At 68.2% G+C, this 14,786-nt stretch carries 10 protein-coding genes; 8 read left to right on the top strand and 2 right to left on the bottom strand.

Features of this window, described 5'->3' with window-relative positions; genetic code table 11:
• Nucleotides 1-537: 537 nt before the first annotated feature.
• Nucleotides 538-1,728: a DUF418 domain-containing protein gene (locus QZ749_RS20700; protein ID WP_296950723.1), complete on the top strand. Its 1,191-nt coding sequence runs from the start codon at nt 538-540 to the stop codon at nt 1,726-1,728.
• A gap of 7 nt (nt 1,729-1,735) precedes the next feature.
• On the opposite strand, the gene QZ749_RS20705 is transcribed toward QZ749_RS20700, so the two are convergent.
• The gene (locus QZ749_RS20705; RefSeq protein WP_296950725.1) at nt 1,736-2,629 is read right to left on the bottom strand and encodes a LysR substrate-binding domain-containing protein; all 894 of its coding nucleotides are present in this window, start codon (nt 2,627-2,629) and stop codon (nt 1,736-1,738) included.
• Between the two features lie 103 nt (nt 2,630-2,732).
• Here QZ749_RS20705 and QZ749_RS20710 point away from each other — a divergent pair, with 103 nt between their 5' ends.
• The 7 genes from QZ749_RS20710 (at nt 2,733) to QZ749_RS20740 (ending at nt 13,808) form a co-directional block, all read left to right on the top strand.
• The gene (locus QZ749_RS20710) at nt 2,733-3,713 is read left to right on the top strand and encodes a DMT family transporter (protein WP_296950727.1); all 981 of its coding nucleotides are present in this window, start codon (nt 2,733-2,735) and stop codon (nt 3,711-3,713) included.
• A 337-nt stretch (nt 3,714-4,050) separates the two neighbouring features.
• The gene (locus QZ749_RS20715) at nt 4,051-4,569 is read left to right on the top strand and encodes a gluconokinase (RefSeq protein WP_296950729.1); all 519 of its coding nucleotides are present in this window, start codon (nt 4,051-4,053) and stop codon (nt 4,567-4,569) included.
• Between the two features lie 104 nt (nt 4,570-4,673).
• On the top strand, nt 4,674-7,706 hold the full coding sequence (locus QZ749_RS20720) for a TonB-dependent receptor domain-containing protein (protein ID WP_296950731.1): 3,033 nt from the start codon (nt 4,674-4,676) through the stop codon (nt 7,704-7,706).
• A gap of 12 nt (nt 7,707-7,718) precedes the next feature.
• On the top strand, nt 7,719-9,032 hold the full coding sequence (locus tag QZ749_RS20725; RefSeq protein WP_296950735.1) for a gluconate:H+ symporter: 1,314 nt from the start codon (nt 7,719-7,721) through the stop codon (nt 9,030-9,032).
• A gap of 16 nt (nt 9,033-9,048) precedes the next feature.
• Nucleotides 9,049-12,081 (top strand): glycosyl hydrolase family 28-related protein, encoded by a 3,033-nt coding sequence (locus QZ749_RS20730; RefSeq protein WP_296950738.1) that lies wholly within the window; start codon nt 9,049-9,051, stop codon nt 12,079-12,081.
• A gap of 7 nt (nt 12,082-12,088) precedes the next feature.
• Nucleotides 12,089-12,973: an alpha/beta hydrolase gene (locus tag QZ749_RS20735; RefSeq protein WP_296950741.1), complete on the top strand. Its 885-nt coding sequence runs from the start codon at nt 12,089-12,091 to the stop codon at nt 12,971-12,973.
• A 22-nt stretch (nt 12,974-12,995) separates the two neighbouring features.
• On the top strand, nt 12,996-13,808 hold the full coding sequence (locus tag QZ749_RS20740) for a ThuA domain-containing protein (RefSeq protein WP_296950744.1): 813 nt from the start codon (nt 12,996-12,998) through the stop codon (nt 13,806-13,808).
• 135 nt (nt 13,809-13,943) lie between these two features.
• Here the strand turns inward: QZ749_RS20740 and QZ749_RS20745 are convergent, their stop codons facing one another.
• Nucleotides 13,944-14,768, bottom strand: coding sequence for an alpha/beta fold hydrolase (locus QZ749_RS20745; protein ID WP_296950747.1), 825 nt, complete (start codon nt 14,766-14,768; stop codon nt 13,944-13,946).
• Between the last annotated feature and the right edge of the window lie 18 nt (nt 14,769-14,786).

Below are 14,786 nucleotides of genomic sequence, written 5' to 3' on the forward strand. Positions count from 1 at the left end.
TGTATGGTTGGCGTCAGGAAAGCTGATGGGAGGCAATTCTACGCATCTGGAGAATTTTTTGGTTTTCCACGCGGAAAAAAATTCCTACCGTTTGTAACCTTGCAGCGAAGCGTTGCAGATTGCCGACAACGTTTTCAAGATCGACTGAGCATTTAGCGATTTCGCGTCATTAAGCACCTTTTTGGCGCATTTTTTGGCAAAAAAGACGCGTGATATCCGGCATTCACCGAACCGATGAAGGTTCGTGAAAACACGTATCTGGAACCATTCCCGCCGTGAATATATCGCCCAAGGCCTGGCGCATGAGCCATCCACGACACAATCTCGAAAGAATATACGTTTCAACAATTACCGATATATAGAAGAAACTTTATCGACAGGATGACAAGGTGCACGACCCGGCGCTGCGCGCCAGCCGTGGCAATCCAGGGCGTCCTGGCCCGTCCTGCCGGCCGGCCATGCGCACAAGAAAAAGGTTGACCGTGGAATCGTTACCATTCCAGAATGGCCGGCAGTGCCCGCACGGATTGGACAACGATGACCTCTTCTTCCCGCCTCGACCTGGTCGACGCCCTGCGCGGCTTCGCCATCGTCTCGATCATGCTGTTGCATAACATCGAGCACTTCGACCTGTACTTCGCGCCGGAGGGCCTGGCGCCCTGGATGAAGACGCTGGACCAGGGCATCTGGACCGCGATGTTCGCCGTGTTCGGCGGCAAGTCCTACGCCATCTTCGCCCTGCTGTTCGGCGTCACCTTCCAGCTCCAGCACGACGGCCGCGCCGCGCGCGGCGAGGATTTCCGCGCGCGCTTCGCCTGGCGCATGCTGCTGCTGCTGGGGTTCGGCCTGGTGAACACGGCGTTCTACCAGGGCGACATCCTGTCGCTGTACGCGGTGCTGGGCCTGGCCCTGATCCCGGTGGCGCGCCTGCCCGACCGGATCGTATTCGGCATCGCCTGCCTGCTCACGCTACAGCCGGTCGCCTGGATCGAGGCGCTGGGCGCGCTTGGCCAGGCGCCGGCGAAGCTGCCCGACCCGGCATCCTGGGCCTATTTCGGCCGCGCCACCGAATACATGATGCATGGCTCGGTGCTCGACGTCTGGATCGGCAACCTCACCAACGGCAAGCAGGGCGTGCTGCTGTGGAGCTGGGAGATGGGGCGCATCCTGCAGATCCCGGCGCTGTTCATGTTCGGCATGCTGGCCGCGCGCGCCGGCCTGTTCGCGCGCTCCGACGCCAACCGCCGGCGCTGGCGCCGCATCTTCCTGGGCGCCCTGCTGGCGCTGGCCCCGCTGTGGTTCGTCCACGCCCACTTGGACCAGTGGATCGCCGTCGAGGCCGTGCGCCGCCCGCTGGCGGCCGTCACCGGGCCGCTGGCGAACCTCGCCGCCATGCTGCTGCTGGTGACCGGCTTCGCGGGGCTATACGCCCGCCGGGGGGGCGCGCGCGTGCTCGGCGTATTCCGGCCGCTGGGCCGCATGAGCCTGACCAGCTACATGATGCAGTCGCTGGTCGGCACCTTCCTCTACCACGGCTTCGGACTCGGCCTGTACCGCGTCACCGGCACCACGCACGCCCTCCTGATCGGCATCGCGCTGGCGCTGCTGCAGGGCCTGTTCAGCGCCTGGTGGCTGCGGCGCCACCGCCAGGGTCCGCTGGAAGCGCTGTGGCACCGTCTCACCTGGATCGGCGCCGCGCGCCTGCCGTCCTCCTCGCGCGCCGCCTGACGCGCCGTCAGCCCGGCGACTCCGGCGTCAGGTAGCCGAGCAACTGGCGCCCGTGCAGCGACAGGGCGTCCCAGCCGCGGATGCAGATGCGCAGCTCGCGCGTGGCCCAGGGGTCCAGCAGCAGCACCTGGCGCACCGGCAGCTCGGCCTGGTAGCGGCCGGCGGCGGCCTCGGGCAGCATCGCGATGCCGGCATCCTGCGCCACCAGTTGCACGATGGCGTCGAAGGCCGGCGCGCGCACGCGGATCTGCAAGGGCCGTCCATTGCGCGCCGCCATGTCCTCGATGAAGCGCTGCATCGCGCGCTCGGACGGCAGGCAGACGAACGGGTAGTCGAGCGCATCCCGGAAGCGCGCTTGCCCCGCCTGCGCCAGCGGATGGCCGTCCGGCACCGCCAGCACCAGGCGGTCGTGGCGAAACGGCAGCGTCAGCACGGCGCTGGTCGCCATGTTCCCGTCCAGCACGCCGATCTCGGCGTCCCCGCCCTGCACCGCCTGCAGCACGCCCGCGCTGTTGCGCTCGATAATCTGCAGGTCGACGTCCGGATAGTCGGCCAGGAAGGGACCGAGCGCCGCCGGCAGGAAGGTACTGTTGGCCACCGTCGTGCCGGCCAGGCGCAGCGTGGTGCGGCGGCGCCCGCCCAGGTCGCGCATGGTGTCGGCGAAGCGGCCCGCTTCCAGCAGCACGCCGCGCGCGCGGTCGAGCAGCAGGCGTCCGGACGGCGTCGGCGTCATGCCGTCGGCGTGGCGCGCGAACACGGCGAAGCCGCACTGGTCCTCGAAACGGCGCAGGCGGTTGCTGGCGGCCGACAGGGCGACCGGAAAAGCGGCGGCGGCCTTGCTCAGGCTGCCGGTATCGGCGATCGCCACGATCAGCCGCAAGTCGACGAGATCGAAGTGCATCGGTTGAAGCCTTATCGAAAACAGAAGGCTGAGTCCACGAATGACGCATTCTAGCCCGATTGCTTTCGCGCCAGAATAAGGTATCTCGTTCCGGACCCCTGCCATGACCTTTCCCGCCTTCTCCCTGCGCCAGTGGGCGCGCGACGGCCGCCTGTACGCCATCCTGTCCGCCGCCGGCTTCAGCCTCAAGGCCATCTTCGTCAAGCTCGCCTATGGCGCCGCGCCGGTGGATGCGCTGACCCTGCTGGCGCTGCGCATGGGCATCGCGCTGCCGCTGTTCGGCTGGCTGGTGTGGATGGCGCGTGGCGCGGCCACGGCAGCGACGGCGCGGCTGGACGGGAAGGATGCGCTGCGCATCCTGCTGCTGGGCACGGTGGGCTACTACCTGTCGAGCCTGTTCGACTTCTACGGCCTGCAAACCATCAGCTCCGGCCTCGAGCGCCTGATCCTCTACCTCTATCCCACGCTGGTGCTGGTGTTCCAGGTGCTCTGGACGCGCCGCCTGCCGGCCGCGCGCACCGTGCAGGCGATGGCGATCTGCTACGCCGGCCTGGGCATCGGCTTCGTGCACGACCTGGCCCAGGCCGGCCATGGCCGCGCCATCTGGGTCGGCGCCGCCTGGGTGTTCGCCAGCGCCGTCACCTATGCGCTGTACTACCTCGGCACGGGCGCCATGATCAAGCGGCTGGGCTCGATGCGCCTGGCGGGCCTGGCCGGCGGCGCCTCCGCGCTGCTGGTGCTCGCGCACTTCGTGGTGGCGGGCACGCCGGCGCTCCTGTGGACGCTGCCGGCCAGCGTCTGGTGGAACGCCGGCCTGATGGCCGTGCTGTCGACGGTGCTGCCGGTGTACTGGATGGCGCTGGCGATCCAGCGCATGGGCGCGGCCCAGGCGGCGGCCATCGGCAGCCTGGGCCCGGTGCTGACGATGCTGGCGTCGTGGCTGGTGCTGGACGAGCCGATGTCGCTGTTCCAGGCCGGCGGCCTGGCCCTCGTCATGGTCGGCGTGGCGCGCCTGAAGCCCCGGCCCGCGCCGGACGCGGCCCAGGCGGCCGAGGCCGCGCCGCGGCGCAAGCTGTTCGCCTGACGACCGGCCGCCACGTTGCGCCATCGTGCCACCGACGGTCCCGCCACAGGCGGGACCGTTGCCGTTTCTCCCCTTGCAACCGTGTTCAACACGCAACAGTCGCGGCAATCGATTCTGCTGTGCACACATGATAGCGCTATCATCGCAGCGCATCATTTTCCCTCTATGGCGCCCTCCGGCGTCATGCAAAGCGAATAAATTTCTGTCTTTACATACTGCACCGCAGCATGAATTGTGCTTTACAAAAATTCTCGCCGAGTCCAACTTATCAAAAAAAATGATAGCGCTAACGGTGCCTACTTCGGAGACATACATGCCACCAGCAAGCGATTTACCTATGCAATCCGCCTATGACGGCCGATGGGTCGTCATGGGCGTCAGCGGGTGCGGGAAGAGCACGATCGGTGCCGCCCTCGCCCATGCCACGGGCGTTCCCTTCATCGAGGGCGACGAATTCCACCCCGACGACAACGTCGCCAAGATGTCGGCCGGCATCCCCCTCGACGACGCCGACCGCGCCGGCTGGCTCCAGGCGCTGGCCGCCCGGATCCGCGCGGCGCACGACGGCGGCACCGGCATCGTGGTGTCGTGCTCGGCGCTCAAGCGCCGCTACCGCGACCTGCTGCGCGAAGCCGATCCCGGCCTGCGCTTCGCCCACCTGAGCGGACCGCGCGAACTCATCGAACAACGCATGCGCAGCCGCGCCGGCCACTACATGCCGGCTTCGCTGCTGGACAGCCAGCTGCGCGACCTCGAACCCCTGCAGGACGACGAAGCCGGGCTGACCCTCGACATCCTGCAGCCCCCGGACGAGCTGGTCGCCAGCATCCGGGAACACGAACACCGGACGGAGTAAAGCAGCAGCAAGATCAGCCAGATCGCGTCGCATCCCGGGCGCCGCCTCCCACCGTCCGCGGGGGCACGCCGACCACACTATAAAAAACGGAAACGGAGACAATCATGCGTACAACATTACCAAGGACTCTCATCAACCTCGCCGTCGCCAGCGCCTGCGGCATGCTGGGTTCGGCCCATGCCCAGCAACAGGCCGACGCGGCCCCGCCGCCCGCGGACAGCACGGCGGCCAGCGCCGATGCGCAGCAGCCGGCGCAGCAGCCGGCCGCGCCCGTGGACACGACCAGCGCCACCGTGGCGCCGGCCACGGAGGGCGCCACCAACGTGGTGCGCATCTCCGGCTCGCGCATCGCCGCGCGCGGCTTCTCGCAGCCGACCCCGACCACCAGCCTGACCAGCGCGGACCTCGAGAAATCGGCCAAGCCGAACCTGTTCAACACGCTGGCCGAACTGCCGGCCCTGCAGGGCAGCACGGGCCGCACCACCAGCACCAACAGCACCAGCAGCGGCATCCAGGGCCTGTCCTCGCTGTCACTGCGCGGCCTCGGCCCGATCCGCACGCTGACGCTGCTGGACGGCCAGCGCGTGGTCGGCGCCAACGTCACCGGCGTCACCGACGTCAGCCAGTTCCCGCAACTGCTGGTCAAGCGCGTGGACGTGGTCACCGGCGGCGCGTCCGCCTCCTACGGTTCGGATGCGGTGGGCGGTGTCGTCAACTTCATCACGGACAAGAAATTCACCGGCTTCAAGGCCAATATCGAAGGCGGCCAGACCAAGTACGACGACGACAAGAGCGGCACGCTGCAGGCGGCCTGGGGCCGCGGCTTCCTGAACGACCGCCTGCACGTGACGGTCAGCGGCGAATTCAGCAAGGAAAACGGCATCGACTCGCCGGGCTTCGGCGAAGTCGGCGCGGGCGGGCGCGACTGGTACCGCAACACCGTGTTCGAACGCCGTCCGCTGTCGCAGACCACCGACGGCCGGCCCGAATACCGCGTGATCGACCACGCCCAGCAATACCAGTACGCGAAGTACGGCCTGATCACCAGCGGCCCGCTGCAGGGCACCGCCTTCGGCGCCGGCGGCGTGCCGTACCAGTTCCAGTACGGCTCGAACGGCGTGCCGACCCGCACCGGCCAGGTGACCAACTGCGTCAACCCGTTCTGCGTCGGCGGCGACCTGTCGGGCAGCGTGGGCGCCGGCACCAACCTGGCGATGAACTTCAAGCGGCAGGTGGCGTACACCCGCATGTCCTGGGACCTGGACGCGGACAACGAGGTCTACTTCACCGCCAACTGGGCGCAGGTGGCCTCGCACTTCTCGCCCAACCCGGGCGCGGCCAAGCAGGCCAACCTGACGATCCAGTGCGACAACGCCTTCCTGCCGCCCTCGATCGCCGCCGCCTGCGCCACCAACAACATCACCAGCTTCCAGTACGGCACGGCCAACGGCAACTTCCCGGCCAACATCAACGTGCACCCGACGCGCACGCAGCGCCGCTTCGTGGTCGGCGCCGACGGCAAGTTCGCGCTGTTCGGCCGCGACTGGTCGTACGACGCCTATGCGACGCATGGCGAGAACACCACGAACATCAACGTCCACGACATCACGCTCAACACCCGCTACAACAATGCGATCGATGCCGTGCGCCTGGCCGACGGCAGCATCGTCTGCCGCAACGCGGTCGCGCGCGCCAACGGCTGCGTGCCGCTGAACATCATCGGCAACAATCCGATCAGCGCCGCCGCCTGGGGCTACGTGGCGCCGGCCGCCGGCCCGATCCAGCGCACCACGCAGAGCCAGGACGTGGCCAGCATCAACTTCAACGGCGAGCTGCTCGACGGCTGGGCCGGTCCGATCTCGATGGCGACCGGCGCCGAATACCGCCGCGAGAAGTACACGGTGCAGGGCGACCCCTACGGCGCCGGCGTCGCGCCGGAATCGCTGTCCGGCCCCGGCTATCCGCTCGACCCCACGCTGAACGCCCCGGTGGGCAACAACTGGTACGCGGGCAACTACCATAACGGCACCGGCGCGTACAACGTGCGCGAGGCCTACGTCGAGTTCAACGTGCCGGTCCTGAAGTCCGCCACCTGGGGCGAGGCCAACGTGAACATCGCCGACCGCCAGACCAAGTACAGCACGGCCGGCAGCAACGGCACCTGGAAGCTGGGCGCGACCTGGAAGACCCCGATCGACGGCCTGCGCCTGCGCGCCGTCACCTCGAAGGACGTGCGCGCCCCGAACCTCTCGGAACTGTACGCCGCGCCGGTGGTCGTCAACAACCAGGTCCAGTACCAGGGCAACACCGTCAGCGTCCAGCAGCGCACGGTGGGCAACACCAACCTGCGTCCGGAAACCGCGCGCAACAACTCCTTCGGCATCGTGCTGAGCCAGCCGAGCTGGGCGCCGGGCTTCTCGGTCTCGCTCGACTACTTCGACATCAAGGTCGACGACGTGATCTCGACCCTGTCGATCCAGCAGGAAGTCGACCTGTGCGTGGCCGGCAACCAGGAAATCTGCTCGGCGATGGTGCTCAACAGCCCGGGCAACAACTATGTCACGGTGCAGAACTTCAACCTGGCTTCGCTGCATGCGAAGGGCTTCGACGTCGAGACGGCCTACCGCAAGAACCTCGACGCCGTGGGCCTGCCGGGCCGCTTCACGTTCCGCGCGCTGGCCACCCGCAACCTGCACTTCATCACCGATTCGGGCGTGGTCGGCACGATCCCGAGCGAGGGCGCGGGCGTCAACCTGGGCAATACGCCGAAGTGGAAGCTGCTGGCCTCGCAGACCTGGGACGGCCTGATGAACGACAAGCTGAGCCTGACCCTGACCGAACGCTGGTTCAGCGACGGCAAGTACAGCAACGAGTACATCGAGTGCCAGACCAACTGCCCGGTGTCGACGCTGATCCACCCGACCATCTACAACAACAAGATGAAGGGCGCGACCTACCTCGACTTCGGCGGCAGCTGGAACATCTCGAAGCAGCTGATGTTCTACTTCAAGGTCGACAACCTGACCGACCGCGATCCGGAACCGGCGCCGCAGGCCAACCCGAGCTTCGCGGTCAACCCGGCCCTGTACGACGTGGTCGGCCGCACCTACCGCGCCGGCCTGCGCTACAACTACTGACCGGACGCGGCCATGTGGAACATGGTGTCCGTGCTGCTGGCGGTGGGCCTGCTGACGCTGCTCATCGCCTGGGGCAAGGTGCAGCCGCTGCTGGCCTTCGTGCTGGCGGCGCTGGCGGCGGCCCTGCTGCTGGGGGTCCCGCCGGAGAAGATCCCCGGCGCGATCGAAAAGGGGATCGGCGACCTGCTCGGCTCCCTGGTCGTGATCATCTGCCTGGGCGCCGTGTTCGGCAAGCTGATCGCCGACAGCGGCGCGGCGCGCCGCATCGCCGCCAGCCTGATCGGCCGCACCGGGCCGGCGCGCATCCCGGTGGCGATGACCGTCACCGGCTTCGTGGTCGGCCTGCCGCTGTACTACAACGTCGGCTTCGTGCTGATGGTGCCGCTGATCTTTTCCCTGGTCCGGCAATCCGGGCGGCCGGCGGTGGCGCTCGGCATTCCGCTGCTGGCCGGGCTGTCGATCGCGCACGGCTTCCTGCCGCCGCACCCGTCCGCCACCGCGCTGGTGGCGGCCGTGCACGCCGACATGGGCACCACGCTGCTGTACGGCCTGCTCGTGGCGATCCCGACGCTCGTCATCGCCGGCCCCGTGTTCGCCATGAGCCTGCGCCACATCCGCGGCGAACCGGCCGCCATGTTCCGCACCGAGGAACTGCCCGACACGCCGCTGCCCGGCGCCTTCAACAGCTTCGCCACCGCGCTGCTGCCGGTGGTGCTGCTGGCGGGACTGACGCTGCTGACCTTCCTGCGCCCGGCGCTGGCGCAGCCGCTGGCCTTCTGGTCCAACCCGCTGGTCGTGATGCTGGTGTCCTATGGCGTCGCGGTCTGGACGCTGGGCCTGGGACGCGGACGCACGCTGGCCAGCGTGATGCAGGGCGCCCAGGAAGCGCTGCGCGAGATCGCGCCGATCCTCCTGATCATCGCCGGCGCCGGCGCCCTCAAGCAGGTGCTGGTCGATTCCGGCGTCAGCGCCCAACTGGGCGCGCAGCTGGCCAGCCTGCCGGTGCCGCCGCTGCTGCTCGGCTGGTCCGTGGCCACCCTGATCCGCATCTGCCTTGGCTCGGCCACCGTGGCCGGCGTGACGGCCGCCGGCGTGGTCGGGCCGCTGGTGCAGAGCTCCGGCTGCGACCCGAACCTGATGGTGCTGGCGGTCGGCGCCGGCAGCCTGATGTGCAGCCACGTCAACGATTCCGGCTTCTGGATGTTCAAGGAGTATTTCGGCCTGTCGCTGAAGGACACCTTCCGCTCCTGGTCGCTGATGGAAACCCTGGTCGGCGTGTTCGGCCTGCTGTTCGTGCTGCTGCTGTCATTGTTCGTCACTCGATAAAAACATAGGGGACAAAATGAGGTATCCACTTTCCGCCCGCCGCGCGGGCAGCGCCCTGGTGCTGCTGGCCGCGGCGCATGCCGCCACGGCATACGCTTCCACTTCCAGCTACCAGGCCATGCCCGACGACCCGCACGCCGTCGTCGTGCGCGCCAGGGGCGACGGCAAGGCCGACGACAGCGCCGCCATCCAGCAGGCGCTCGACGCCGCCGCCAACAAGGGCCAGGGCGGCATCGTGTTCCTGCCCTCGGGCCGCTACCGCCTCACGCGCAGCCTGGTGATCCCGCTGGCCGTGCGCGTCTACGGCGTCGGACCGACCCGCCCGGTGTTCGTGCTCGCGCCGAACACGCCCGGCTACCAGCAGGGCGTGGCGAACATGGTGATCTTCGCCGGCGGCGACCAGTACACGGTCGGCAAGGTGCCGATGCCGGTGCCCGGCGCCGTCCCGTTCGATCCGGTGAACAACCCCGTGCGCGACGCCAATTCCTCGACCTTCTATTCGGTGCTGTCGAACGTCGACTTCGAGATCGGCGACGGCAACCCGGCCGCCGCCGCGGTACGCATGCACACCGCCCAGCACTCCAACCTGAGCCACATCGATTTCCACATCGGCTCGGGCCTGGCCGGCGTCTACCACGTCGGCAACGTCGGCTACGACCTGAAGTTCCACGGCGGCCGCTACGGCATCCTGGCCGAGAAGACCTCGCCGGCCTGGCAGTTCACGCTGGTGGATTCGACCTTCGACGGCCAGCGCGACGCCGCCATCCGCGAGCACGAGGCCGGCCTGACCATGGCCAACGTCGAGATTCGCAACACCCCGGTCGGCGTCGAGATCGACCGCGGCTACGGCGACTGGCTGTGGGGCTCGGACGTGCGCTTCGAGAACGTGTCGAAGGCGGCGCTCGTCGTCAGCAACGAGGACAACGTCTACACGCAGGTGGGCTTCGAGCGCGCGCTGGCGCGCAACGTGCCGACCTTCGTCCAGTTCCGCGACAGCGGCAGGAAACTCGCCGGCACGGGCCGCGACTACCAGGTCAGCGAATTCAACTACGGCTTGACGCTGTCCGGCATGGGCGAACCGGGCAAGTTCGCGACCAACTACAAGACGGCCGCGCTCCCCGCCCGGGCCGCGGCCGCGCCGGTGCTGCGCGCCCTGCCGCCGATGAAGGACTGGGCCAACGTGCGCAGCTTCGGCGCCAAGGGCGACGGCACGACCGACGACACGGCCGCCATCCAGAAGGCCATCGACAGCAAGCGCACCGTGTACCTGCCGCTCGGCTTCTACGTCGTCAACGACACCATCCGCATGAAGCCGGACACCGTGATCGTCGGCCTGCATCCGGGCCTGACCCAGCTGCTGCTGCCGAACGGCTCGCCGAAATTCCAGGGTGTCGACGGGCCCAGGGCGCTGCTCGAGAGCGCGCGCGGCGGCGACGCCATCGTGTCCGGCATCGGCCTGGCCACGGGCGAAGTCAACCAGCGCGCCGTGGCCCTGCTGTGGCGCGCCGGCGAACGCTCGCTGGTGGACGACGTGCGCATCCAGGGCGGCCACGGCACCCGCCTGTACGACGGCAGCCGCGCCGACCCGTACAAGAAGGATGCCAAGTTCGACACCACCGCCTACTGGGACCGCCAGTACCCGAGCGTCTGGGTGACGGACGGCGGCGGCGGCACCTTCAGCGGCATCTGGTCGCCGAGCGGCTATGCGCAGGCCGGCTTCTACGTGACCAACACGAAGACGCCGGGACGCGTGCTCGAACTCTCGGCCGAGCACCACATCCGCGCCGAGATCGTGCTGGACGGCGTGGAGAACTGGACCTTCCTGGCGCCGCAGACCGAGGAAGAGGTGCGCGACGGCATGGACTCGGTCTCGCTGGAGATCCGCAACTCGAAGAACCTGCTGTTCGCCAACTACCACGGCTACCGCGTGACCCGCTCGATCAAGCCGATGCCGGCCGCCGTGCGCATCACGAATTCCAGCGACATCCGTTTCCGCAACGTGCACGTGAACGGCGAAAGCGGCTTCGCCACCTGCGACGAGAACGGCTGCGCCACCTACCTGCGCGCCTCCAAGTACCCGTACGAGAACGCCATCGTCGACACGAAGACGAAGCTGGAAGTGCGCGAGCGCGAGTTCGCCGTGTTCGACTACGGCGGCAAGCAGGCCGCCGGGCCCGCCGTGCAAGGAAAAGTCGACAAGCTGGAAGGCGATTTTTATTCGATCGCCGGCGCCGCCGTCGACGCGCAGGGCAAACTGTACTTCGTCGACCGCCACTTCAAGCGCATCTACAGCTGGACGAAGGACGAAGGCCTGGTCGTGGTGCGCGACGCGCCGCTGGACCCGGTCAACCTGGCCGTCGACCGCGGCGGCAACGTGATGGTGCTGTCCTCGCACGGCAAGGAGGCCAGCGTGTACGCCTTCAAGCCGGGCACGCCCGGCACCGACATCGCGATGATCCTCCCGACGCCGGTGGCGCAGCGCGCCGGCGCCCGGGTGGCGATCCCCGTCAACTTCTGGCAGAACGGCGAATTCCAGGACCAGATCGATCCGAAGACCTACGAGTTCACCACGCTGGCCGAGATGTTCGCGCGCGACGTGGCCCTGCCCAAGGCGCGCGAATACGTGTCGCCGGACGGCAGCCTGGTGCTGCCGGCCTACCGCGTGCTGCGCCAGGGACCGCCGGACCACCTGGGCTACCGCTGGTCGGACACGCTCGACACGCACGGCTTCACCTACGGCCGCGTGGGCGAGCGCGTGGTGTTCACCAACGGCTCGGAAAACCGCACCTTCAGCGGCCTGCTGAACGCCGGCGGCGGCATCACCGACCTCAAGATGGTGGCCAACCGCGGCGGCGAGAGCGCGGCGGTGGGCCCGGACGGCAAGGTCTACGTGGCCAACGGCCAGGTGTTCGTCTACGGCCAGGATGCCATGGAGCCGGTGGGCCGCATCGACGTGCCGGAACGGCCGCTGCAACTGATCTTCGGCGGACCGGACAAGCGCACGCTGTTCATCCTGACCCACCACAGCCTGTATTCCACCAGGATCTGAACCGGCCATGAAACGATTCCTCGCCCCCCTGCTGCTGTCGCTTTCCTGCGCCGCCGCCCTTGCCCAGCAACCGGCCGCCGCGCCCGTGGTCAAGCTGTGGCCGGACGGCGCGCCCGGTTCCGGTCAGCGCCGCGCCGAAGCGGAAAAGGTCGCCGACGGCGTCTACTTCAGCAATATCCACGACCCCTCGCTGACGGTATCGCGCGCCGACCCGCGCCATGCGAACGGCGCCGCCGTCGTCATCGTGCCGGGCGGCGGCCACCGCATGCTGGTGTTCCAGAACGAGGGCATGGTGGCGGCGAAGACGCTGAACCGCATCGGCGTGTCCGCCTTCGTGCTGAAGTACCGGCTGGCGCGCGACCAGGGTTCGACCTACGACATCGAGCGCGACGCCGCCGCCGACCTGCGCCGCGCCGTGCGCTGGGTGCGCGCGCACGCGGCCGAGTACGGCATCGATCCGAAGCGCATCGGCACGATGGGCTTCTCGGCCGGCGGCGAGCTGGTGGCGCTGGTGGCGGACAATCCGGAACCGGCGGCCCCCGGCAAGCGCGACGCGCTCGATGCGGTGAGCAGCCGCCCCGACTTCCAGGTGCTGGTGTATCCGGGACCGCTGGGGTCGCCGGCGAAGGCGGCGAAGGGCGCGCCGCCGGCCTTCATCGTGGCCGGCTCGAAGGACACGTGCTGCATGCCGCCCGCGCTCGGGCTGTACCAGCAACTGGTCGCATCGGGCGTGTCGGCCGAGCTGCACCTGTACGCCGACACCGACCACGCCTTCAACATGGGGCAGCGCGGCGAGCGCGTCTCGCTGCAGCACTGGCCGGACCGGCTGGCCGACTGGCTGGCCGACGGCGGCTGGCTGGTGCCGGGCGGCGCCAGCGTGCCGGCGCCATGAACGCACTGCTCGAGGAAAACGAATGAAATCTGTCTTGATGCCGGCCGCCGCGCTGGCGACTATTCTGGTGCTGGCGCCAGCCACCGTGCCGGCCGCGACGCTCACGCTGGCGCCGGGCGCCGGGACCGACATCCAGTACAAGGTGCTGGTGCTGGCCATTCCGAACAAATACCACTACGAATACATCCCGGTGGCGCGCGACAGCCTGGAACACCTGGCCAAGCTGCACGCGTTCCAGCTCACCTACACCAACAAGCCCGAGATGTTCGAGGGCGACCTGAAGCAGTACGCGGCGGTGGTGTTCCTGAATACCCCTGGCGAAGAGCTGAATCCAGCGCAGCGCGCGAAGTTCGAGCAGTACATGCGCGAAGGCGGCAATGCCGTCGTCGTGCACCGCGCGGCGATCACGCCACCGAACAACTGGGTCTGGTACGAGAAACTGGTGGGGCGCTCGTTCACCAACCACCCGATGCTGCAGACCGCCGCCGTCGACGTGGTCGACAAGGGTTTTCCGGCCGCCTACGGCATCCCGCAGCGCTGGATGTGGAGCGACGAGTGGTACGTGACCACCAATCCGTACGACGTGCGCATCAACCCGGTGCTCAACGTCGACGAGCGCACCTACGATCCGGAAAAGATCTGGCCGGGGCAGGTGTCGAAGGGCATGGGCAAGGAACACGCGGTGGCGTGGTACCACCATTACGAAAAGGGCCGCGTGTTCGTCACCACGCTGGGGCACTACGTCGAGATGTACCGCGATCCGCAATACCTGGCCCACCTGATGGGCGGGATCTGGTGGGCGGCGACGGGGAAGGGACAAGTAACGGGACGCTAGCGTTTGACGGGCCACGCTGCATCCGCATGTCGCCCCGGCGCAGGCCGGGGTCCAAGTTTCGCGCGCTGCCGTGATGCGTGCCAATTAGGCCCCGGCCTGCGCCGGGGCGACGGTTTCATGGCTAGTGGCTGAAGATCAAGACTTCAGGAACTCCAGCATCAAGGCATTCAGTTGCTGCGCATGCGTCGCCGCGAAGCCGTGCGGCGCGCCCTGCAGCACTTCGAGGCGGCTGCCCTTCACCAGCGCGTGCGTACGCTGGCCCGAGACCTCGATCGGCACGATGCGGTCGGCGTCGCCGTGCGCCACCAGCGTCGGCACGTCGAACTTCGCCAGGTCGGCGCGGAAGTCGGTGGTGCCGAACGCCACGATGCACTGCATCGTCGCCAGCGGCGAGGCCGCCCACGCCAGCCACTTGCTAAAGGCCAGCAATTCCTCGCCATCGTCGCCGGCCTCGTGCAGGTTGTAGAAGTCGTGGAAGAAGTCGCCCAGGAAGGCCAGGCGGTCCTGCTTGACGCTGTCGTACATGCCGTCGAACACCGACTTGTCCACGCCTTCCGGATTGTCGTCCGTCTTGAGCAGGTAGGGCGGCACGGCGCCCAGCAGCATGGCCTTCGCCACCCGTTCCGTGCCGTGGCGGCCGATGTAGCGCGCGACTTCGCCGCCGCCCATCGAGAAGCCGGCCAGCACGGCGTCGCGCAGGTCGAGCTGGGTCATCAGGTCGTGCAGGTCGGCCGCGAAGGTGTCGTAGTCGTAGCCCGCGGTCGGCCGGCCCGACTGGCCGAAGCCGCGGCGGTCGTAGGCGATCACGCGGTAGCCGGCCTCGGACAGCGCGGTGATCTGCGACTCCCACATGCGGTGGCTCAGCGGCCAGCCGTGGATCAGCACCACGGGCTGGCCCTGGCCCTGCTCGTAGTAATACAGTTCGGTGGGGTTCGGGCCGGAAGTCTGGATGGTCGGCATGGCGCTCCTTTCGTGCGG

Origin of the sequence: uncultured Massilia sp., from assembly GCF_913773735.1 — a bacterium.
Taxonomy (GTDB): Bacteria; Pseudomonadota; Gammaproteobacteria; order Burkholderiales; family Burkholderiaceae_D; genus Telluria.